This is a genomic window from Aeromonas piscicola (assembly GCF_000820005.1).
Taxonomy (GTDB): domain Bacteria; phylum Pseudomonadota; class Gammaproteobacteria; order Enterobacterales; family Aeromonadaceae; genus Aeromonas; species Aeromonas piscicola.
Map to the genome: position 1 here is coordinate 50,253 of NZ_CDBL01000080.1, position 22,696 is coordinate 72,948.

Below are 22,696 nucleotides of genomic sequence, written 5' to 3' on the forward strand. Positions count from 1 at the left end.
CGGCCACCCAGGGCCGGTCGCTGAGCATCAGAGGCGCTTGGCGCTGATCACGTCGTTGAGCTGGCTGAGCTTGGCCAACGCCCGGTTGAAGGCGTTGATGTTGTAAATCTCCAGCTCCATGTCGATCTCGGCAGTCTGCTCGCGCACGTTGGAGCGCGAGCGCACTCCCATCACGTTGATCTTCTCGTTGGCCAGCACTGTGGTGATGTCCCGCAGCAGACCCGAGCGATCGTTGGAGAGGATGCGAATGGTGAGGCCATAACCACCCGAGTAGTTCTCCCCCCACACAGCATCGATCAGTCGCTCCGGGTTGCGACGGGAGAGCTCCTTGAGCTGCTCGCAATCATCTCTGTGGATGGACACCCCGCGCCCCATGGTGATGAAGCCCTGAATGGTGTCGCCCGGAATGGGCTGGCAGCAGCGGGCGATGTGGGTCATCAGATTGCCGACCCCTTCCACCACTATGTGATCCTTGGGCTTGGGCCGGAACGGGGTATTGGCCTTCTGCTCCAGCCTTTCCAGCACACGGCGATCTTCTTCCTCAGCCGTCGGCTTGTTGTAACGGGTGTCCAGGTAGTTGAGCAGCTGGTTGATGCGGATGTCGCCGCTGCCGATACCGGCCAGCAGGTCTTCCAGCTCCTCGGCGTGGAAACGCTCGAGCACCACCTTGTCCACCTTGGAGAGGGTCAGGTTGTGCCTGTCCAGCTCCTTCTCCAACAGCTCCTTGCCGGCGGCTATGTTCTTGTCCCGATCCAGCTTTCTGAACCAGGTGGCCACCTTGGCCCGTGCGCGGCTGGAACGCAGGAAGCCGGAGTTGGGGTTCATCCAGTCGCGGCTCGGGTTCGGCTCCTTCTGGGTGATCACCTCCACCTGATCGCCGGTCTGCAGCGCGTAGGTGAACGGCACTATGCGGCCGTCAATCTTGGCACCGATGCAGCGGTGGCCGATCATGCTGTGGACGTGATAGGCAAAATCGAGTGGGGTGGCCCCCGCCGGCAGGTCGATGACATCCCCTTTCGGGGTGAACACATAGACCCTGTCCTCGAATACCTGACTGCGCAGATCTTCGAGCAGGGATCCGCTTTCGGAGAGATCTTCCTGCCAGGCGAGCAGCTTGCGCAGCCACTCGATCTTGTCTTCAAAGTTGTTGGCCTTGTTGGCGGCCTGCGCCCCTTCCTTGTAACGCCAGTGAGCAGCCACGCCCAGCTCGGCATCCTGATGCATCTGGTCGGTACGGATCTGTATCTCCACCGTCTTGCCCTCTGGCCCCACCACGACAGTGTGGATGGACTGGTAACCATTGGGTTTCGGGTTGGCGACATAGTCGTCAAACTCGCGGGGAATATGGTGGAAATGGGTATGGACTATGCCGAGCGCCGCGTAGCAATCCTGCAGCCGCTTGGTCACCACACGCACGGCACGCACGTCGAACAGTTCGTTGAATTCGAGGTGCTTCTTCTGCATCTTGCGCCAGATGCTGTAGATGTGTTTCGGACGCCCGTAAACCTCGGCCTCGACCCCCGCCTCTTTCAGCCCGTCGCGCAGAGACTGCACGAACTCGCGGATGTAGCGCTCCCGGTCGAGGCGCTTCTCGTCCAGCTGCTTGGCGATCTGCTTGTAGGTGTCCGGGTGCAGGTAACGGAAGGCGAGATCTTCCAGCTCCCATTTGAGCTGACCTATGCCGAGCCGGTTGGCGAGCGGCGCATAGATGTTGGTGATCTCCTGGGCCATCAGCACCCGGGTCTCTTCATCCGCCTTCTTCGCTTCCCGCAGGCAGGCGATACGCTCCGCCAGCTTGATGACAACTGCGCGCACATCCTCGACCATGGCGAGCAGCATGCGCCGCACATTGTCGACCTGCTCCGGCGAAGTCTCGCTGCGGTGCAGGGTCTGCAGGGAGCGGATGGCTTCCATCTCCAGCACCCCTTCCACCAGCTTGGCGATCTTGGGACCGAAGTCTTCGTCCATCCGCTCCTGGCTGATGAGGCCGGCTTCGACGAAGGGGTAGATGATGGCGGCCTTGAGGGTGCCGAGATCCATGCTGAGCATCAGCAGAATACCCGCCATCTCGACACCACGCACCAGCAGACGGTTGGTGAGCGCCTCGTCACCGAGCGTCAGACAGTACTGGTAGACGGTTCGCAACTGATCCTTGTCACTGTCACTTAAGGAGAGCGAGCTGACCCACTCTTCCAGGGTGAAGTTGTCTTTCAAATGAATATCGCGAACCGCAACCATGGTATCAATCCTTTAAATTATTGGGCCGAAAGCTGCCGCTTCCTCCCCCTCACCTGATGAGACTGCCTCAAATGGGGATATCTGGAGAACTTTTCAAGGCATATTGTCAATAAAGACAATAGAGTTCTCCAACAGGCCCTGCCGATTTACGAGGGTCTAGATTACCTCAATCATTACTGCTCAAACAGCGCAATGGCGTCCAGATGGCCGCAGCGACGGAACATCCGGACATCCTCTGCTTAGCCCCGCTCAAACAGCGCCATTGACTCGAGATGCCCCGTGTGCGGGAACATGTCGAGCATCCCCAGGCGCACCAGTCGGTAGCCCCCTTTCACCAGTACCTGACTGTCACGGGCCAGGGTGACCGGGTTACAGGAAACGTAGACCACTCGCTTGGGTGAAAGTTTCACGACGTGACCCATCACCTCCAGCGCACCGGGGCGAGCCGGATCCAGCAGCACCAGATCGAACCCTTCCCGCGCCCAGGACATCCCGACTATGTCACCGCTCAAGTCCGCCTTGTAGAAACGGGCATTGTCGATGCCATTGCGACGGGCGTTCTCCTCGGCGCGGGCCACCATGGCCAGATCCCCTTCGACACCCACCACTTCACGGGCCTGACGGGCTAGTGGCAGGGTGAAGTTGCCGATGCCGCAGAACAGATCCAGCACCTTGTCATCCTTGCTCGCCCCGAGCCACGCCAGCGCCTGGGCCACCATGCTCTGGTTGATGGGGCCATTGACCTGAATGAAATCACCGGGAGCGAATGCAAGAGACAGGCCATCCAGTGAATAGGATGGCTGGAATACTTGATGCAACGGCTCGATGCGTTCATCGGCCGCCTGCAGGTAAAGGTCTATTCCCTGCGCCTGCGCAAACGCCACCAACAGGGCGCGATCCGCTTCGTTGGGACGACCCGTGTGGCGCAGCAGCATCATGATCCCCTGCTCTGCCTGGATAAGCTCCGCATGGCCCAGCTCACGCTGGCTCTTGAGGCGATTGAGGCATTCGCGCAGCGGCACTATGAGGGCAGAGAGCGGCTCGGCCAGCACGGGGCAACCCTCAATCTCCACCAGGTCGTTGGATTGGCGACGACGAAAACCGACCCGCGTGCAGCGGCCATTCTTGTCAAACTTGATGGCCAGCCGGCAGACCCGGCGATAGGCGCGAGACTCCCCTGTCAGCACGGGCTCCAGCACTGGCGCCTTGATCTGCCCCAGTCGTTCGAACAGGCTGACCAGCCCGGCCTCTTTGGCGGCCTGCTGATCCGCTTCGCCGAGGTGCTGGGCATTGCAGCCACCGCACTCGCGGTAGTGGTTGCAGAAGGGGGCAATGCGGTTCGCCACCGGGGTCACTATCTGTTGCAAGGCGGCGTGAGCATACTGCTTCTTGTCTTCAAGGATACGGGCCTTGACCTGCTCGCCGGGCAGTGCCCCTTCGATGAAGATCGCCTTGCCCTGATGACGGCCGATACCGACGCAGTGGTGATCCAGACTGTCTACCGTAAATTCAATACGTTGGGGCTGGGTGGATTTCTTTTGGGGCTTGAAAAACTGGGCCATAAAACTTGGTGCCTATAGGTGGCTATGTCATGATTATGGAATCTGCAGCAGGCTATTGTCCCACAAGAATAATAGTATGACCAAATCCGGCCTGCGGGCCCGCCCACTGTCGTTTGCCCTATTGCCAACCCTGATGATCGGGGGGCTATCCGCATGACCCAATCCGGCCTGCGCGCTCATGCCCTGTCATTGACAATCTTGCCCGCCCTGCTCTTCGGGGGACTATCCGCATGACCAAGTACGGCCTTCGAGCCCGCGTGCTGGCCTTTACCATATTGCCGACCCTGATCATTGGCGGCCTGATGGCCGGCTATTTCACCTTCCACCGCTACCAGCAGCTGGAAAACAACCTGATTGATCAGGGCATCAACATCATAGAACCGCTGGCCATCGCCAGTGAATACGGCATGACCCAGCACAGCCGGGAGTCGCTCAAGCGGCTGATTGGTCTGACCCACCGCAAGAATTCGCCGCTCATCAAGTCCATCGCCGTCTTCACCCAGGACAACCAGCTGTTCGTGACGTCCAACTATCACAGGGACTTCACCCGGCTGCGGTTGCCCGATGGCAGCCAGATCCCCGAGCTGACCAGCGTCACCCTGTACGGCGACGACATCATATTGCGCACCCCGATCCAGGCCGAGACCAGCATGGATGGCTTCCCGCTGCCCAGCGACGTGGAGCCGCCCATGATCGGCTACATCTCCATGCAGATGACCACAGACAGGGCCATGATCCTGCAGTATCGCGACACCTTCTTCGCGGTGATCATGGTGCTCATCGGCATCGCCGTCAGCACCCTGTTCGGCTTCAGGCTGGTCAAGAGCGTGACCCAGCCCATCACCGACATGGTGCAGGCGGTGCACAAGATCAGGGAGGGGCGGCTCGACACCCGGGTCAGCGGCCAGCTTACCGGCGAGCTGGACATGCTGAAAAACGGCATCAACGCCATGGCCAAGGCGCTCTCGGAATATCACGAGGAGATGCAGCAGAACATCGATCAGGCGACATCGGATCTGCGGGAGACACTTGAACAGATAGAGATCCAGAACGTCGAGCTCGACATGGCCAAGAAGCGGGCGCAGGAGGCGGCGCGGGTCAAGTCCGAGTTCCTCGCCAACATGTCCCACGAGCTGCGCACCCCGCTCAATGGCGTCATCGGCTTCACCCGCCAGCTGCTCAAGACGGCGCTGACACCGAGCCAGACCGACTACATGCAGACCATAGAGAAGTCAGCCCGCAACCTGCTTGGCATCATCAACGACATCCTCGACTTCTCCAAGCTGGAGGCGGGCAAGCTGCAGCTGGAGCATATCCCGTTCAGCCTGCGCGACACCCTCAACGAGACCATGCACCTGCTCGGCCCCAGTGCTCACGACAAGCAGCTCGAACTATCCCTGCAAGTAGATGCCGAGGTGCCGGACTATCTCACTGGCGATCCCATGCGCCTGCAGCAGGTGCTGACCAACCTCGCCGGCAACGCCATCAAGTTCACCGAGCGCGGCAACGTGGATGTGCACATCGAGCAAACCGGCAGCAGCAACGGCAACAAGGTGCGGCTCAACGTACTGATCCGCGATACCGGTATTGGCATCTCGGAAGAGCAGCAGCGCCAGTTGTTCCAGGCCTTCAATCAGGCCGACTCCTCCATCTCGCGCCGTTATGGCGGCACGGGCCTGGGTCTGGTCATCACCCAGAAGCTGGTACAGCAGATGGGGGGCCAGATCCGTTTCGAATCCGAGCTGGGCAAGGGCTCCGTCTTCTCCTTCAGCCTGGATTTGGACGTCTCTCCCCTGCCCCAGACCGAGAAGCTGCCGCTGGATCGCATTCAGGGCAAGCGGGTCTGGCTGCTGGAGCCGGATCCCTTCAGCCACTCTTCCCTGTGTGCTCTGCTGGCCGAATGGCAGCTGGATGTGCAATCTCTCGCCATCGACACCATCTGGCCCGAGATGAGCAATCAGGACATGGTGATCATCGGCAGCAGCACACTGCACACTCCGCAGCAGGTGATCGCCCGCCTCGACGCGCTGGACGGCCAGCAGAACACCATAGTGTTGCTCAGCAGCCACGAGCCCGCGCTCTATGACGCCATGCTGGCCCACGGCGCCCAGCACTGTCTCTCCAAGCCCACCAACCACCGCAAGCTGCTGCACGCCTTGCTCTCCCCCGAGGCAGCCAAGAGCGCGCCGCTGCCCGCCCCCTCCCCGCGCAGTGTGCAGGCGATCAAGGTGCTGGCGGTGGACGACAATGCGGCCAATCTCAAGCTGATCGCCGCCATGCTAAAGGAGATGGTGAGCCAGGTGGTGGTGTGCAAGAACGGCAAGGAGGCGGTCAGACTGGCCCAGAGCCAGCCATTCGACATCATCTTCATGGATATACAGATGCCGATTATGGATGGCATCAGCGCCACCCAGGCGATACGCAGCCAGTCCCTCAACACCGAGACGCCGATCGTGGCGGTGACCGCCCACGCCATTCCCGGCGAGCGGGAGCGCCTGATCCGGCAGGGGATGGATGACTATCTGGCCAAGCCCATCGACGAGAGCATGCTGGCCCAGCTCATCACCGACTTCGCCCATAGGCGCCACCAGAACCACGCGGATCAGCAAATAGATTGGGCGCTGGCGGTGCGCCAGGCGGCCGGCAAACTGGATCTTGCCAAAGAGATGCTGACCATGCTGATGGCCAGTTTCGACGAGGTGGATCCCGTGCTGGAGGCGGCCCTCACCGGTCAGGTGGAGGATGCCGAGGTACTGGCCCAGCTGCATCGCCTCAACGGCGGCTGCGCCTATTCCGGGGTGCCCGGCCTGCAACGGCTGCTTTCCCAGCTGGAGCAGCAGCTGCGCGACGGGGTGCCGGTCAGCGAGCTGGAGCCCGAATTGCTGGAGTTGCAGGATGCGATGGAGCAGGTGCGTCAGGAGACGCCACGCTACCTCGCCTGAATGAGCGGGATGCAGGGCAGCCCGCCATTGGCTGCGACCCCTTGCACCCTTTTCCTGACAGGGCCAACCCCGCTTTTTCTGACGCGGGGCCCGCCAAATGATAAAGTTGCGCCGTTTCTACAGGAGTCAACATGACCAACAACGATATTCTGCGCCGTCTGCGCTACGCGCTCACCATCAGCAATGACCAGATGGTCGAGATGTTTGCCAAAGGCAATCTGACGGTCACTCACGCCCAGTTGCACAGCTGGCTGATGAAAGAGGCGGCTGAAGGGGAAGAGCAAGAAGCGGGCTATGTCGCCTGTCCCGATGCAGCCCTGAGCCAGTTCCTCGACGGCTTCATCATAGCGCGCCGTGGCGTGCGGGAAGATGCCCCGGCCCAGGTGATCCCGAACCGGATCAACAACAACATGATACTGCGCAAGCTGCGCATCGGCCTGAACTACAAGGAAGAGGACATGCTCGGCACGCTCAAGCTCGCCGATTTCAACCTCTCCAAGTCCGAACTGAGTGCCCTGTTCCGCTCCAAGGATCACAAGCACTACCAGGATTGCGGGGATCAGATCCTGCGCAACTTCCTCATCGGCCTCACCGCCAAGTACCGCGCCTGAGTCATGGGCCAGCGTTTCCGCTCACTGTCAGCCCACCTCTCGCTGGCCAGAGGGTGGCGCTGGCCGTCGCGCCTTCCCGATTCGGGTCTGAACGGGGCCAGGTGGCTGCGGTTGTGGCCACTCTGCCTCATACTGCTGCTGAGCGCCTGCCAGCCTGCCCCCTATCAGCTCTCTTCCCGTTACCCCAGCGCCAACCAGAATGAACGCATCGCCTTTCTGATCCTGCACTACACGGATGAGGACGACGCCCACTCACTGCGCCTGCTGACCGAACCGGCCCATCAGGTGAGCGCTCACTACCTGATCCCCCGCGACACCGACCAGACACCGCTACCCGTCTACCAGCTGGTACCCGACAGCCAGCGTGCCTGGCATGCGGGCCGCAGTCGCTGGCACCAGTATGCGGGGCTCAACGCCAGCTCCCTCGGCATCGAAATCGTCAATCTGGGCTATCCGCCGGAAGATGAGCTGCTACCCGCCCACCAGCGGCGCTGGCAGCCCTACACCCAGGCGCAGATCGCCGCCATCGGCGCCCTCACTCAGAAGCTGGTGCTGCGCTATCAAATACCGCCAACCCAGGTGCTGGCGCACAGCGATGTCGCCCCCGAACGCAAGCAAGATCCCGGCCCCCACTTCCCCTGGCGCGAGCTCGCCCTGGACTACGGGGTCGGCGCCTGGCCCGACGAGGCCAGAGTCACAGCCCTGCGCCAACAACCGGCCCCCGCCTGGGATGCCCTCACCTGGCAGCAGCAACTCGCCCGTTACGGCTATGGGGTCACCCCAAGCGGCGCCTGGGACGAGCAGAGCCGCGCCGCCCTGCGCGCCTTCCAGCTCCATTTCCGTCCGGCCCTGGTCAGCGGCGAGCCCGACGAGCAGAGCCAGGCCATCCTCACTGCCCTGCTGGAACGTTACTTCCCCGAGCCGGGCTGAGCATCTCTCCTGACAACGAAAGAGGGACGCCATGGCGTCCCTCTTTCGCACTCTCTGTTTGCAGCAGGTTCAGGCCGCAACCAGCAACACCTCTATCCCCGCCTGGCGCAGCCCGGCCAGGGTTTCGGCCGCAATGGCATCATCGGTGATCAGGGTGTGGATCCGCCGGGTGTCGACGATCTTGTGCAGACTCAACCGACCAAACTTGCTGGAATCGGTCACCACTATGATGCGCTCGGCCACGTGGCACATACAGCGGTTGAGGCGCGCCTCATCCTCATGATGGGTGCTGACGCCGCGCTCCAGATCGATGCCATCCACCCCGAGAAACAGCAGATCGAAGTGGTAGTTCTGCAGGGACAGATCCGCCTGGGCGCCGTAGAAAGAGAGCGACTTGCGGCGCAGGTGCCCCCCCGTCATCAGCAACTCCACCCCCTCAGCTTCCAGCAGGGCATTTGCCACGTTCATGCCGTTGGTCATCACCACTATCTCCTGGTGCTCGCGCAGGTGACGCGCCACCTCCAGAGTGGTAGTTCCCGAATCGAGAATGAGCCGACTCCCGGCCTGCACCAGGCTCGCCGCCATGGCACCGATACGCTGCTTGACCGGGGTATTGAGCATGCTCTTGTCGGCTATGGTGCGCTCGGGCATCGCCTGATTCGGTTCGCACAAGAGGGCACCACCATAGGCGCGTACTGCCACCCCCTGTTTCTCCAGAAACGCCAGATCGTTGCGAATAGTGACTGTGGATACCTGATAGTGACTGGCCAGCTCGTTGACCTGGACACTGCCATTGCTGCGTAGTTGCTGAATGATGCGTTCCCGCCGCTCGCTGGTGCCAAGCACGTTTTTTTCGGTTGTTTGCATAATTTCTCTGCCGGAGTGCTGTGATGAAAACCTAGCCTTTCACTTCGTTACGTTTGCCTATTAACACTCAGCCTTTATGCCAAATCAAGCTTTCATTGATTTTAAAAGCCTCACAAGACTCTTCTTGAATGCCAAAAACCTTTCTATTCATTTCTTTTTGTGATCTTGCTCAAGATATGAGCACGCTTTTGTTTCGTTTAAGGGGCGAGATGCCTAGGGTAAAGAAAGAAATCGAAAGATAAAGATCGCATTCAGCCATAAGGAAGAGGGAAATGAAATCAATGCTGGCACTGATCGCACGACACAAGCAGGGGGAAGCAGTCGGGATCTATGCCGTCTGCTCTGCCCACCCGCTGGTGCTGGAGGCCGCCCTGCGGCTGGCGGTACAAGGGGATGATCTGCTGCTGGTCGAGGCCACCTCCAATCAGGTGGATCAATTCGGCGGCTATACCGGCATGACGCCGGTGGATTTTCGCGATCGCCTGCATCGACTCGCCGCCGAGTGCAATTTTCCCCTGCAACGACTGGTATTGGGGGGGGATCACCTGGGCCCCAACCGCTGGCAGGGGGAGCCAGCCGAGCAAGCCATGGAACACGCCGAGGTGCTGATCGCCAGCTATGTCGCCGCCGGCTTCAAGAAGATCCACCTCGATTGCAGCATGTCCTGCCTGGGGGATCCAGTGCCGCTCCCCGATGAGCTGGTCGCCGAGCGAGCCGCGCGGCTGGCCCTGGTCGCCGAGCAGACCTGCCAGGCCGAGTTTGGCTGCTGCGACCTGGTCTATGTGATAGGCACAGAGGTACCGGTACCGGGCGGCGCCCATGAGACGCTGGCCGAGCTGGCCGTGACCACACCGGAAGCCGCCCGCCATACCTTGAGCACTCACCAGCAAGCCTTTGCCAGGATCGGACTCGACGCCATCTGGCCACGGGTGATCGGCCTGGTGGTGCAACCCGGGGTGGAGTTCGACCACACCCATGTCATCGACTATCGATCCGACAAGGCCGCCCCCCTCAGCCGGATGATCGAAGCCTATCCCCATCTGGTGTTCGAGGCGCACTCCACCGACTACCAGACCCCGCAAGCCTACTGCCAGCTGGTGCGCGATCACTTCGCCATCCTCAAGGTCGGCCCGGCCCTCACCTTCGCCCTGCGGGAGGCGCTGTTCGCCCTCGCCGCCATCGAGGAGGAGCTGGTGGTTGCCCGTGCCTGCTCGGGCCTGCGCCAGGTGCTGGAGGAGACAATGCTGGATCGCCCCGACTTCTGGCGCAGTCACTATCAGGGCAATGCCAACGAGTGCCGGCTGGCCCGCGGTTACAGCTATTCCGACCGCATTCGCTACTACTGGCCCGACAGCCGGGTCGACGACTGCTACGCCCGGCTGATCGCCAACCTGGCCGCCGAGCCCATTCCCCTGCCGCTGCTCAGCCAGCATCTGCCGCTGCAATACCGCAAGGTACGCCAGGGCACGCTGTCGGCCAAGGCCCACGACCTCATTCTCGATCAAGTGCAGGAGGTGCTGCGCCAATACGCCCAGGCCTGTGGCACCACCCCCGCCAGTCATTCCCGGCTCACCCCGGTTGCATAAGGAGTTGTAGAGATGATCCTCGGTTATCCAGAAGAGACACTGCGCAGGGCCAACGGCCTGGCCACCGCCCGCGAAATCCGGCAGCAACCCGCCGCCTGGCGGGAGACTCTCACCATGGTGGAGGAGTGCCGCGCCACCATAGAACACTTCCTGCTGCCCCTGCTGTCGCGGGGCAACCTGCGGGTGATCCTGACCGGCGCCGGCACCTCCGCCTTTGCCGGCCGGGCTCTGGCGCCCTACCTCTGCGCCAGACTCAATGGCCGCTTCGAGGCAATCGCCACCACCGACATAGTCACAGACCCTGGCGAATACCTGGCGCAGGATTGCCCGACCCTGCTCATCTCCTTCGCCCGCTCCGGCAACAGCCCGGAGAGCGTGGCCGCCGTCGAACTGGCCAGCCAGCTGCTGAGCGAATGCCACCACCTGGTGCTCACCTGCAACGGCGAAGGGGAACTCTATCGTCGTTGCCAGAAAGATGCCCGCTCCCTGGCGCTGCTGATGCCACCCCAGACCCACGACCGCAGCTTTGCCATGACCAGCAGCCTGACCAGCATGATGCTGAGCTGCCTGGCGGTGTTCCTGCCGCGCCAGTTCAATCCTGCCGCCTGCCAGCCGCTCATCGCCCTGGGGGAAGCCATTTTGCCCCAGGCTGAGCTACGGGTTCCCGAATGGAATCAACCACTGCCAGAGCGGGTCATCTACCTCGGCAGCGGCAGCCTGCAGGGGGTGGCCCAGGAGGCGGCACTCAAGCTGCTTGAGCTCACCGCGGGTCAGCTGATGGCCATGTACGACTCCCCCACCGGCTTTCGCCACGGGCCCAAGTCGGCCGTCAACCGCCAGACCCTGATAGTGCTGATGATCTCCAACGATCCCTACACTCGCCAGTACGATCTGGACCTGCTCACCGAGCTGCGCCAGGACGGCCACGCCGCCCGGGTCGTCGCCCTGGCCGATCGGCCGGATCCGCTCATCGCGGCCGGCGAGCACATCTATCTGCCCACCCCCCTCAACGGCGACGATGCCGAACTGGCGCTCTGCTACCTGCTCTACGCCCAGTTTTACGCCTTCCACACCGCGCTATTGTTAGGCATTACACCTGACAACCCCTGCCCGAGCGGCCGGGTCAACCGGGTCGTGCAGGGCGTCAACATCTATCCGTTCAACCAGCAAGGAGGCGTCTGATGCCCAACATAGTGCTGAGCCGTATCGACGAGCGGCTGATCCACGGTCAGGTCGGGGTGCAATGGGTCGGGTTTGCCGGCGCCAACCTGGTGCTGGTGGCCAATGACGAGGTGGCGGAAGACCCCATACAGCAGAACCTGATGGAGATGGTGCTGGCGGAGGGGATAGCGGTGCGCTTCTGGCCACTGCAGAAGGTGATCGACAACATAGGCAAGGCCGCCGATCGCCAGAAGATATTGCTGGTGTGCAAGAACCCGACGGATTTTCGCACCCTGGTCGCGGGGGGCGTGCCCATCCCCCGCATCAACGTCGGCAACATGCACTACGCCGACGGCAAGCGTCAGATCCACAAGACGGTATCCGTGGATGAGACGGACATAGCGGCGTTTCGCGCCCTGCAGGACGCCCACGTCGAGTGCTTTGTCCAGGGAGTGCCGACCGAACCGGCACAGGACATTTTCAACCTGATCTGATTAAGGACAATTGTGATGGAAATCAGTTTATTGCAAGGGCTCTTGCTGGGCATTCTGGCGTTCTTCGCCGGACTTGACCTGTTCAACGGCCTGACTCACTTCCACAGGCCCGTGGTACTGGGTCCGCTGGTGGGCCTGATCCTCGGCGACCTACCCACCGGCATACTGGTGGGCGGCACCCTGGAGCTGGTCTGGATGGGGCTGGCGCCGCTGGCGGGGGCGCAACCGCCCAACGTCATCATAGGCACCATAGTCGGTGCCACCTTCGCCATCACCACAGGGGTCAAGCCGGATGTGGCGGTCGGGGTCGCAGTCCCCTTCGCGGTCGCGGTCCAGATGGGGATCACCTTCCTCTTCTCGGTGATGTCGGGGGTCATGTCCCGCTGTGACCGTATGGCGGAGGCAGGCGATACCCGTGGCATAGAGCGGGTCAACTACCTTGCCCTGCTGGCGCTCGGCACCTTCTACTTCCTGTGCGCCTTCATGCCCACCTACTTCGGGGCAGAACACGCCAAGACCGCCATCGACGTGCTGCCCGCCCGCCTCATCGACGGCCTCGGGGTCGCCGGCGGCATCATGCCCGCCATCGGCTTCGCCGTGCTGCTCAAGATCATGATGAAGAACGTCTACATCCCCTACTTCATCCTCGGCTTCGTCGCCGCCGCCTGGCTCAAGCTGCCTGTGCTGGCCATAGCCGCAGCCGCTCTGGCCATGGCCCTGATCGACTTCATGCGCAAGGACCCGGCGCCGCAAGCCCGCCCCACCCAGGAGGAAACTGAAGATGGTATCTAACAACACAGCCCGGCAGATCGCCCCGGCGGCCGAGCAACAACCGACCCGCGCCGTCTCCGACGACGTCTACGAAGATCAGCAACTGGGGGCCGAGCTGACCCGCCAGGACATCAATCGCTTCGCCTTGCGCTCCCTGCTGTTGCAAGCCTCCTTCAACTACGAGCGGATGCAGGCTTCCGGCTGGCTCTACGGCCTGCTGCCGGCGCTGCAGAAGATCCACACCAACCCCAATGATCTCTCCCGGGCCATGAAGGGGCACATGGGCTTCTTCAACACCCACCCTTTCCTGGTCACTTTCGTGATGGGCATAGTGCTGGCGATGGAGCGCTCAAAGCAGAACGTCAACAGCATACAGAGCACCAAGATTGCGGTCGGCGCACCGCTGGGCGGGATCGGGGATGCCATGTTCTGGCTCACCCTGCTGCCCATCTGCGGCGGTATCGGTGCCGATCTGGCATTGCAGGGCTCCATCATGGGCGCCGTGTTCTTCTTCCTGCTGTTCAATGTGGTGCACTTCGGCCTGCGCTTCGGGCTGGCGCACTACGCCTACCGCATGGGGGTCGCCGCCATTCCGCTCATCAAGGCCAACACCCGCAAGGTGGGGCATGCCGCCTCCATCGTCGGCATGACGGTGATCGGCGCCCTGGTCGCCACCTATGTGCGGCTCGACACCACCCTGGAGATCACCGCCGGTGATGCGGTGGTGAAACTGCAGGCGGACGTGCTCGACAAGCTGATGCCGGCCTTCCTGCCGCTGATCTACACCCTGGCCATGTATGCGCTGATCCGCCGCGGCTGGAGTCCGCTGCGCCTCATCGTCATCACGGTCGTTCTCGGTATCGTCGGCAAGTTTGCAGGCTTCCTCTAATCCGGTGCCGGCGACAGGCCGGCCCCCTTTGCAGTAAAGGAACACCTTATGTTGGGCATCATCATTTGCGGTCATGGCGGCTTTGCCAGCGGCATGGAGCAGGCCATGATCCAGATCCTCGGCGAGCAGGAGGCGGTAGTCGCCATCGACTTTCCCGAGTCCTCCACCACGGCCCTGCTGCAGAGCCAGTGCGAGGCAGCGCTGGCCTGGGTCGACCGTGGCGACGGCGTGGTCTTTCTGACCGATCTGCTGGGCGGCACCCCGTTTCGGGTCGCCTCTACCCTGGCGCTGCGCCAGCCAGACCGGGAAGTCGTGACCGGCACCAATCTGCAGCTGCTGCTGGAGATGACCATGGATCGCGGCGAGCTGACCCCGTCCCAGTTTCGCGAGCAAGCCCTGTGCTGCGGTCATCGCGGCCTCACCAGTCTGGTGGACGAGCTGGCGCGCGAGCGGGCCGAAGCGCGGGTCGAGGAGGGTATCTAGATGGCAACACGGATCCGTGCCCGTCGCCTGCTGACCGAGCAGGGTTGGCTCGAACATCAAGTGCTTACCCATGAGGGCGGCATCATCACCGCCATAGCCCCCATACCGGCTGACGATCCGGTGCGGGAGGTCGAGTTGCTGGTGCCCGCCCTCATCGATGGCCACGTTCACGGCGGGGCCGGTGTCGATGTGATGGACGAGGAGGCCGGCGTGCTGGCCAGGCTTTCTCTCGCCAAGGCGGCGGAAGGGGTCGGTGCCTTCCTCGCCACCACGGTTACCGCTCCGCTACCCGCCATAGCACGCGCCCTGAATAGGGTCGCCGATGCCATGGAGAGCGGCATGCCGGGCGCCCAGCTGCTCGGCAGCTACCTGGAGGGGCCCTACTTCACCCCCGACAACAAGGGCGCCCACGATCCGGCGCTGTTCCGGGAACTCGACCTGGCGGAGCTGGCACAGTTGCAGCGTCAGGCGCGTGGCACCCTGAAGGTTGTCGCCCTCGCCCCCGAGAAAGCCAATGCCCTGGCGGCCATCTGCCACCTCAAGGCGGCCGGCATCCGGGTCATGCTGGGTCACTCCGCCGCCGACCACGACACTACACAGGCGGCACTGACGGCCGGTGCGAGCGGCCTGGTGCACTGTTTCAACGGCATGCGCGGACTGCACCACAGGGAACCCGGCATGGTGGGGGCCGGTCTGGTGCATCCCACCGCCTGGCTGGAGCTCATCGCCGACGGCCATCATGTGCATCCGACCGTACTCAAGCTGTGCCACTGCTGCGCCGGGGATCGCCTGCTGCTCATCACGGATGCCATGCGCGCCGCCGGCATGCCGGACGGCCACTACCTGCTCGGTGACTACCGGGTGGAGATGAAAAATGGGGTGGTACGCACCGCCACTGGCGGCCTGGCGGGCAGTACCCTCACCCTGATCGGGGCCGTGCGCAACATGGTGCATCTGGCCGGGGTGCCCCTTGCAGACGCGATCCAGATGGCGTCGCTGGCTCCCGCTCGCATGCTCGGCATTGATGACCAACTCGGCTCGCTGGCCGTCGGCAAACGGGCCAACCTGCTCGCCCTCACACCAGCACTCTACCAGCAACATATCTGGGTCGCCGGCAGGGAGATAACTCCCGCCAGCGCCCCCGCCTCTTTCTCTGAACAAGACGCCACTCAAGGCGCCAAGGAGTCCTCATGTATCTGATCTCGTCCCACGAAATGCTCAAGGATGCCCAGCGCCGCGGGTATGCGGTACCGGCCTTCAACATCCACAACCTGGAAACCGTCGAGGTGGTGGCCCACACCGCCGCCCAGCTGAGATCCCCCGTCATCCTGGCCGCCACACCGGGCACCTATCGCCATGCGGGGGTCGAATATCTGGTCTCCATCTGCGCCTCGGCAGCCCACCAGTACCGCATCCCGCTGGTGCTGCACCTGGACCACCACGAGGATGAACAGGATATCCACTTCAAGGTCGAATCCGGCATCCACTCCGCCATGATCGACGCTTCCCACCTCTCGTTCGAGGAGAACGTCGCCAAAGTGCAGCGGGTCGTCACCTTCTGCCACCGCATGGGGGCGAGCGTGGAGGCCGAGCTGGGCCAGCTTGGCGGGCAGGAGGATGACCTGATAGTGGACGCCGCCAACGCCCACCTGACCGATCCGGACAAGGCGGCCGAGTTCGTGGCGCGCACCGGCATCGACTCCCTCGCCGTGGCTATCGGCACGGCTCACGGCCTCTACAAAGAGGAGCCGCGCCTCGACTTCGATCGCCTCGCCGCCATCCGGGACCGAGTCTCCATTCCGCTGGTGCTGCATGGCGCCTCCGGCATTCCAGACCGGGACGTGCGCCGCTGCATCGAGCTCGGGGTCTGCAAGGTCAACGTGGCCACCGAGCTGAAGATCGCCTTCTCCGACGCCATGAAGGCCTTCCTCGCCACCCACCCGGATGCCAGCGATCCGCGCCAGTATCTGGTGCCCGCCATGGCCGCCATGGAGGAGGTGGTCGCCGCCAAGATCCGCATGTGCATGAGCGACGGCAAGCTGTAACCGGCCTGCGGGCTCGCCAGCCTGGTGAGCCCGCACCAGATCCCGCAAATCCGCCAGCCTCAGGAGGACGCCAAGCCCCATCACCCCAGTCACACCGCCATTCATCATCTATACGGAGATAAATATGAACGCACGTACCGCCATGACGCTGCTGGTCCTGCTGACCCTGCCCGCCCTCGCCCGGGCCGAGGTGATGTCGCTGCAGGGCAACCAGTACCAGATCAGCGTCAAAACGGATGCCGGAAAATTCCAGGAGATCACCTTCACCAACAGGGCGAACGGGGATGTCATCCGCTCGAATACCCTGTTCGATATCAAGGGGCTGGATGACAGGCTGACCTCGTCGGCCGACTTCACTGTAGATGCGTTTGCCAAAGAGCAGGACCACATTGACATCGCACTGAGCAACGCCGACTTCCTGATCAAGAGCGAGATCCGGCTGGCCAAAGACAAGCGCTACGCCAGCATCGACTTCTCCCTAGACACCCTCAAGAATGGCAAGCGGATCAACGGCTTCTCCATGCTGCCGTTCCACTCCCAGGCACCCTTTGTCTACGGCGCCATCAACAGCTCGCCCATCGTCAGCGACAGCTTCTTCATCACGCCGCAGAATCCGCTGGTCAACACCCGCGCCTACGAGGGGGGCGTCAGCCAGCTGATCCCGCTCACGCTGCCGCTGGAGCAGGGCAAGCCGCTCACCTATCGCACCTATGTCGGCACCTTCGACGAGGGTCAGCTCAGACGTGACTTCAACGAGTTCATCAACGACGCCCGCGACAGACCCTACGCCCCCTATCTGCACTACAACTCCTGGCTCGACATCGGCTTCTTCAACCCCTACACCGAAGCCGACGCCCTGACCCGCATCAAGCAGTTTGGCGAGGCGCTGGTCACCCGGCGCGGCGTGACCATGAGCGGCTTCCTGTTCGACGATGGCTGGGACGATCGCAAGGGCAACTGGGGCTTCAGCAAGGACTTCCCGGACGGCTTTCGCAAGCTCAAAACCGCGGCCGAGCAGTATCACGCCCAGCTCGGCATCTGGTTCTCTCCCTGGGGTGGCTACAACAAGCCGAGGGATGAACGGGTCTCCCATGCCGCCGAATTCGGCTACGAGCTGAGCGATGGCAAGTTCGCCCTCTCGGGCCCCGTCTACTACAAAAATTTCCATCAGAAGGTGATGTCGCTCATCCAGGATCAGGGTGTCACCCACTTCAAGTTCGATGGCACAGGCAACGCCAACAAGCAGATCAAGGGCAGCCAGTTCACCAGCGACTTCGATGCCGCCATCCACCTGATCTCGGATGCCCGCGCCGCCAACAAGGAGGTCTTCATCAACCTGACCACGGGCACCACGTCCTCCCCCTCCTGGCTCTTCTTCGCCGACTCCATCTGGCGCGGTGGTGATGACATCAACTTCTATGGCCCCGGCTCCAGGGTCCAGCAGTGGATCACCTACCGGGATGCGGAGACCTACCGCTCCATCGTCAAGCAAGGCCCGCTGTTCCCGCTCAACTCCCTGATGCTGCACGGGCTTGTCTATGCCAAGCAGGCCAAACATCTGGATCAGCAGTCGCCACAAGATTTTGCCGATCAGGCCTGGAGCTACTTTGCCACCGGCACCCAGCTGCAGGAGCTCTATATCACCCCGGAGCTGCTGAGCGGCGAGAACTGGGATCTTCTGGCCAAGGCTGCGCTCTGGTCGCAGCAGAACCAGGCCGTGCTGTTTGACAGCCACTGGATTGGCGGCGACCCCACCCTGCTGGCCGTCTATGGCTGGGCGGCGTGGAGCCCAGCAAAGTCTTTCATTACCCTGCGCAATCCTTCGAACCAGCCTCAACAGTTCTTCCTGGAACCGACTCGCCAGCTTGAAGTGCCAACCACAGAGGCGAAAGGCTTTAATATCAAGCCACTATATGGCGACAACAAAACCGTGCCGACGTCAATCAGCGATGGGATGGTCATCAAGCTGGCGCCACTGGAGCTCATCACCCTGGAGCTGACGCCCATCAAATAAGCATGGATCCAATCAGCCGGTGGCTGATGCCATACAAAAGGGACGCCGCGGCGTCCCTTTTTCATCTCTCATCAACCCAGGTCTGTCAGATCCCCTGACGGGCTTCCTGCATCAGCAGGCGCATGTCGCTGACCGCCTTGGTCAGGCCGTCGAAGGCGGCGCGGCCTATGATAGCGTGGCCAATGTTGAGCTCATAGAGCTCGGGGATGGCGGCGATGGCCTTGACGTTGTGGTAGTGCAGGCCGTGACCGGCATTGACCTTGAGCCCCTTGCCGGCGGCATAGGAGGCGCCGGCGGCGATGCGCTTGAACTCGGCGTTGCGCTCGGCATCCGTGCTGGCATCGGCGTAACGGCCGGTGTGGATCTCGATGAAGGGGGCGCCACTCTCGGCGGCCGCATCGATCTGGTGCGGATCGGCATCGATAAACAGCGACACCTGGGCGCCGATGGCCGAGAGACGCGTGACCGCATCCGTAATTTTGTCAAGCTGACCGGCCACGTCCAGACCACCCTCTGTGGTCACCTCGGTGCGCTTCTCCGGCACCAGGCAGACGAAGTGGGGCTTGATGCGACAGGCGATGCCGATCATCTCCTCGGTCACCGCCATCTCCAGGTTCATCCTGGTCTGTATGGTCTGGCGCAGCACCTCGACATCACGGTCAGTGATGTGGCGGCGGTCTTCCCGCAGGTGGATGGTAATGCCGTCGGCACCGGCCTGCTCGGCCACGAAGGCGGCCTGCACAGGATCAGGATACTGAGTGCCACGGGCATTGCGCAGGGTGGCGATATGATCGATGTTCACACCCAGATAGATTTCGCTCATTGATGACTCCTTGAAACACTTCATCTGTTAACTGTGCGGCTGCCGCCTTGGCGCCAGCGCGGATATCCATATGTCACTGTGTGCTGGCTTTGCGCTTCAAGAACAGCTCCCGGCTCTTTAACTGGCGTTTTCCCAGATAGGGCTGCAGCGCCAGCCGGCTGAAACGCTTGGCCGCCTGCAGCAAGGGAGGCGTATCGAATCGCCCCTCGGCGAAGGCCAGCAGGTGGGCACCGAGAAACAGGGTACGGGGATCCGGCGCCCGCTCGCAAGCGACAAAGCCCAATTCGCGCTCGAAGCCGTAGAGCAGCTCGGGCTGGATCGCGGACTCGTCGTCGGCGGCGTATTCGAAGTCCACCGCATAGCCGAGCGCCTGCAGCAAGAGGAACTCGAAGCGGCGCAACGGCAGCTCAGGCGTCTCGCCATCCGCCAGCGCCATCAGGGCACGGGCATAGGCGTCAAACACCTCGGGAAAGGGGGTGTGGGCTTCCAGCAGGTAGTAGACCAGCTCGTTGAGGTAGAGGCCGTAGAAGAGGCGATCGCCACCGAGTCGCAAGGAGTGATCCGGACATTCGACCTGGGCGAGATTCTTGAGATCCCCCTTGCCGCGCCAGCTGATGGTGAGCAGGGAAAAAGGTTGAAGCAGCCCCTTCAGAGGGGAGCGTGGCCCGCGAGAACCGCGAGCCACCAGGGTAAATCGGCCACTATCCTGGGTAAACACCTCGACCAGCTGACTGGTCTCCCGATAGGGCCGACTGTGGATGACGAAAGCCGGGCTCAGCAATCAGTCATCGCCATAGCCGAGACTGCGCAGGGCGCGCTCGTCGTCGGCCCAGCCTGCCTTGACCTTGACCCACAGCTCAAGGAACACCTTGTTCTGGAACAGGCGCTCCATGTCGATGCGCGCCTCTGTGCCTATGGTCTTGATCTTCTCGCCCTTGTTGCCGATGACCATCTTCTTCTGGCCATCGCGCTCCACCAGGATCAGGGCGTTGATGTGATAGATGCCGCTCTCTTCCACCTTGAAGCGCTCTATCTCCACGGTCACAGAGTAAGGCAGCTCCTCACCGGTGAAACGCATCAGCTTCTCGCGGATGATCTCGGAGGCCATGAAGCGGGAAGAGCGGTCGGTCACGTAGTCTTCCGGGAAGAAGAAGTTGTTCTCTGGCAGCAGATCCTTGGACCACTCGCGGATCTTCTCCACGTTGGTGCCCTTCTCGGCACTGATGGGCAGGATATGGGAGAACTTCATCTGCTGGCCCAGCCACTCCAGATGGGGCAACAGGTCTTCCTTGTCCTTGACGTTGTCGATCTTGTTGACCGCCAGCACCACGGGACAAGGCAGATGGCGCAACTTGCCGAGCACCATCTCGTCATCCTTGGTCCAGTGAGTGCCGTCGACCACGAACACCACCATGGCCACATCCCCCAGCGAACTGGTGGCGGCACGGTTCATCAGGCGGTTGATGGCCCGCTTCTCTTCGATGTGCAGACCCGGGGTATCCACATAGATGGTCTGGTAGTTCTCCTCGGTGTCGATCCCCAAAATCCGGTGACGGGTAGTCTGGGGTTTCTTCGAGGTGATGCTGACCTTCTGGCCGAGCAGCTTGTTGAGCAGGGTGGACTTGCCCACGTTGGGGCGGCCCACGATGGCGACAAAGCCGCAATAGGTGGTATCTGTATCTGTCATGACAGTCTTTCCAATGCTTGCTGCGCCGCCGCCTGTTCGGCCTTGCGACGACTGGTACCGACCCCGACCAGCGGACCATCCAGGCCTTCCACGTCGCACTGGACGGTGAATTCCTGGTTGTGGGCCTCGCCCTTGACGTTGGTCACCGTGTAGGTCGGCAGGGATTTGCGGCTTCCCTGCAAAATTTCTTGCAGGCGGGTTTTGGGATCCTTCTGCTCTATGCCTGGCTTGATTTCGTCCAGACGACTGGCATACCAGTTCAGCAGCAGCACCCGCACCGCCTCAAGATCAGTATCCAGATAGACGGCGCCGATCACCGCCTCGACCGTGTCGGCCAGAATGGATTCACGGCGGAAACCGCCGCTCTTGAGTTCGCCGGGCCCGAGGATCAGGTGATCCCCTAGGTCAAACTCCCGGCCCAGTTCGGCCAGGGTCTTCTCGCGCACCAAGGTGGCGCGCATCCGGCTGAGATCCCCTTCCGCCGCTTGCGGGAAGCGGTGGAACAGAGCATCGGCAATCACCAGACTCAAAATGGAGTCTCCCAAAAATTCCAGTCGCTCATTGTGACGGGAACCGGCGCTACGGTGAGTCAGCGCCCGGGTCAACAATTCCTGATCGCGAAAGACATGCCCGAGACGGGACTGCAGTCTGTTCATTTTGATATTCATTTACTTGATTCCGCCAATGCGGTTGAAGCGCACACCTGTCGGTACCCAGCTTGGCAGCAGGGAGCCTTCTTCACGCTCAAATTCAAAACTTATCCAGATAGCGACCGCCTTGCCCACCAGATTCTGCTCGGGCACAAAGCCCCAGAAACGACTGTCGGTACTGTTGTCACGGTTATCACCCATCACGAAGTACTGACCTTCCGGCACCACCCACTCGTCGGGGTAGGTGCCGGGCTGGCGATAGTAACGGCCGACCATATCGGGCATCAGCGGGTTGCGCAGGGTCTCGTGAGACACCTCACCCAGCTGCTCGGTATAGCGGTCAAGCGGGATCCCCATCTGGGTAAATTCACCCCTTTGTTCAAACTTGACGTCGAGCTTCTGGAAGCCCGGGCACGTTTTCCCTTCCTGCTCCTCGCACTTGGGCCGGATCATCAGCTCCTTGTTGCGATAGATGACCCGATCCCCCGGCATGCCGACCACCCGCTTGATGTAGTCCACCCGGGTATCCAGCGGATACTTGAACACCACCACATCGCCGCGCTTGGGTTCGCCAGTCTCGAGGAACTTGGTGTTGGTCACCGGATCCTTGAGGCCATAGGCAAACTTCTGCACCAGGATGAAGTCGCCCACCAGCAGGGTGGGCATCATGGAGCCAGACGGGATCTGGAACGGCTCAAACAGGAAGGAGCGCAGTATCAGCACCAGGGTAATGACCGGAAACACACCTGCGGTCTGTTCGATCCAGACCGGCATGGGGGCAACCTTGGCCAAGGTTTTCTCATCCAGATGGGCGCCGCCATGGGCACGGGCCACGGCAATCTTGGCGGCCCGCTGCTTGGACCAGATCATCTTGTCCAGACACCAGATAATACCGGTGATCACGCAGACCACCACCAGGATCAGGGAAAACGTGCTTGCCATC

General features: G+C 62.0%; 20 protein-coding genes. 12 read left to right on the plus strand and 8 right to left on the minus strand.

Annotated features, from left to right (window positions below; genetic code table 11):
• Window positions 1-27: 27 nt before the first annotated feature.
• Entirely contained in the window at window positions 28-2,238 is a 2,211-nt protein-coding gene (relA, locus tag BN1128_RS21590) for a GTP diphosphokinase (protein ID WP_042872673.1), read from the minus strand.
• Window positions 2,239-2,477: 239 nt separating this feature from the next.
• Window positions 2,478-3,800 carry a 23S rRNA (uracil(1939)-C(5))-methyltransferase RlmD gene (rlmD, locus tag BN1128_RS21595; protein ID WP_042872675.1) on the minus strand — a complete coding sequence of 441 codons (1,323 nt, stop codon included), beginning with the start codon at window positions 3,798-3,800 and terminating at the stop codon, window positions 2,478-2,480.
• A gap of 230 nt (window positions 3,801-4,030) precedes the next feature.
• On the opposite strand from rlmD, the gene barA reads away from it, so the two are divergent.
• The 3 genes from barA to BN1128_RS21610 all read left to right on the plus strand — a co-directional run bounded on the left by barA (window position 4,031) and on the right by BN1128_RS21610 (window position 8,283).
• On the plus strand, window positions 4,031-6,742 hold the full coding sequence (gene barA, locus BN1128_RS21600) for a two-component sensor histidine kinase BarA (RefSeq protein ID WP_042872678.1): 2,712 nt from the start codon (window positions 4,031-4,033) through the stop codon (window positions 6,740-6,742).
• A gap of 131 nt (window positions 6,743-6,873) precedes the next feature.
• Window positions 6,874-7,353 carry a YehS family protein gene (locus tag BN1128_RS21605; protein ID WP_005318863.1) on the plus strand — a complete coding sequence of 160 codons (480 nt, stop codon included), beginning with the start codon at window positions 6,874-6,876 and terminating at the stop codon, window positions 7,351-7,353.
• A 3-nt stretch (window positions 7,354-7,356) separates the two neighbouring features.
• Window positions 7,357-8,283: an N-acetylmuramoyl-L-alanine amidase gene (locus BN1128_RS21610; protein WP_156140596.1), complete on the plus strand. Its 927-nt coding sequence runs from the start codon at window positions 7,357-7,359 to the stop codon at window positions 8,281-8,283.
• Window positions 8,284-8,352: 69 nt separating this feature from the next.
• On the opposite strand, the gene BN1128_RS21615 is transcribed toward BN1128_RS21610, so the two are convergent.
• On the minus strand, window positions 8,353-9,150 hold the full coding sequence (locus tag BN1128_RS21615) for a DeoR family transcriptional regulator (RefSeq protein ID WP_042872681.1): 798 nt from the start codon (window positions 9,148-9,150) through the stop codon (window positions 8,353-8,355).
• Between the two features lie 272 nt (window positions 9,151-9,422).
• Between BN1128_RS21615 and kbaZ the strand changes: the two genes are divergently transcribed.
• The 9 genes from kbaZ (at window position 9,423) to BN1128_RS21660 (ending at window position 18,593) form a co-directional block, all read left to right on the plus strand.
• Window positions 9,423-10,736: a tagatose-bisphosphate aldolase subunit KbaZ gene (gene kbaZ, locus BN1128_RS21620; RefSeq protein ID WP_042872683.1), complete on the plus strand. Its 1,314-nt coding sequence runs from the start codon at window positions 9,423-9,425 to the stop codon at window positions 10,734-10,736.
• Between the two features lie 12 nt (window positions 10,737-10,748).
• Window positions 10,749-11,918, plus strand: coding sequence for an SIS domain-containing protein (locus tag BN1128_RS21625; protein WP_042872685.1), 1,170 nt, complete (start codon window positions 10,749-10,751; stop codon window positions 11,916-11,918).
• Complete coding sequence (gene agaV, locus BN1128_RS21630; RefSeq protein ID WP_042872688.1) at window positions 11,918-12,391, plus strand: PTS N-acetylgalactosamine transporter subunit IIB; 474 nt, start codon at window positions 11,918-11,920, stop codon at window positions 12,389-12,391. Before BN1128_RS21625 ends, agaV begins: the two co-directional genes overlap by 1 nt.
• 15 nt (window positions 12,392-12,406) lie before the next feature.
• The gene (gene agaW, locus BN1128_RS21635; protein WP_042872690.1) at window positions 12,407-13,183 is read left to right on the plus strand and encodes a PTS N-acetylgalactosamine transporter subunit IIC; all 777 of its coding nucleotides are present in this window, start codon (window positions 12,407-12,409) and stop codon (window positions 13,181-13,183) included.
• Window positions 13,173-14,051, plus strand: coding sequence for a PTS N-acetylgalactosamine transporter subunit IID (gene agaE, locus BN1128_RS21640; RefSeq protein ID WP_042872692.1), 879 nt, complete (start codon window positions 13,173-13,175; stop codon window positions 14,049-14,051). The genes agaW and agaE overlap by 11 nt, the downstream gene beginning before the upstream one ends.
• A 48-nt stretch (window positions 14,052-14,099) precedes the next feature.
• Window positions 14,100-14,534, plus strand: coding sequence for a PTS galactosamine/N-acetylgalactosamine transporter subunit IIA (gene agaF, locus BN1128_RS21645; protein WP_042872695.1), 435 nt, complete (start codon window positions 14,100-14,102; stop codon window positions 14,532-14,534).
• Window positions 14,535-15,734, plus strand: coding sequence for an N-acetylglucosamine-6-phosphate deacetylase (gene nagA, locus BN1128_RS21650; protein WP_042872697.1), 1,200 nt, complete (start codon window positions 14,535-14,537; stop codon window positions 15,732-15,734).
• Window positions 15,725-16,579 carry a tagatose bisphosphate family class II aldolase gene (locus BN1128_RS21655; protein WP_042872699.1) on the plus strand — a complete coding sequence of 285 codons (855 nt, stop codon included), beginning with the start codon at window positions 15,725-15,727 and terminating at the stop codon, window positions 16,577-16,579. Before nagA ends, BN1128_RS21655 begins: the two co-directional genes overlap by 10 nt.
• A 124-nt stretch (window positions 16,580-16,703) precedes the next feature.
• Window positions 16,704-18,593, plus strand: a complete 1,890-nt coding sequence (locus BN1128_RS21660; RefSeq protein WP_042872701.1) for an alpha-amylase family protein — start codon at window positions 16,704-16,706, stop codon at window positions 18,591-18,593.
• 85 nt (window positions 18,594-18,678) lie between these two features.
• On the opposite strand, the gene pdxJ is transcribed toward BN1128_RS21660, so the two are convergent.
• The 5 genes from pdxJ to lepB all read right to left on the minus strand — a co-directional run bounded on the left by pdxJ (window position 18,679) and on the right by lepB (window position 22,695).
• On the minus strand, window positions 18,679-19,416 hold the full coding sequence (gene pdxJ / locus BN1128_RS21665; protein ID WP_042872703.1) for a pyridoxine 5'-phosphate synthase: 738 nt from the start codon (window positions 19,414-19,416) through the stop codon (window positions 18,679-18,681).
• Between the two features lie 73 nt (window positions 19,417-19,489).
• Entirely contained in the window at window positions 19,490-20,197 is a 708-nt protein-coding gene (recO, locus tag BN1128_RS21670; protein WP_042872706.1) for a DNA repair protein RecO, read from the minus strand.
• Entirely contained in the window at window positions 20,198-21,103 is a 906-nt protein-coding gene (era, locus tag BN1128_RS21675; RefSeq protein WP_042872708.1) for a GTPase Era, read from the minus strand.
• Complete coding sequence (gene rnc, locus BN1128_RS21680) at window positions 21,100-21,771, minus strand: ribonuclease III (RefSeq protein WP_042872711.1); 672 nt, start codon at window positions 21,769-21,771, stop codon at window positions 21,100-21,102. The genes era and rnc overlap by 4 nt, the downstream gene beginning before the upstream one ends.
• Window positions 21,772-22,695, minus strand: coding sequence for a signal peptidase I (gene lepB, locus BN1128_RS21685; protein WP_042872713.1), 924 nt, complete (start codon window positions 22,693-22,695; stop codon window positions 21,772-21,774).
• Between the last annotated feature and the right edge of the window lies 1 nt (window position 22,696).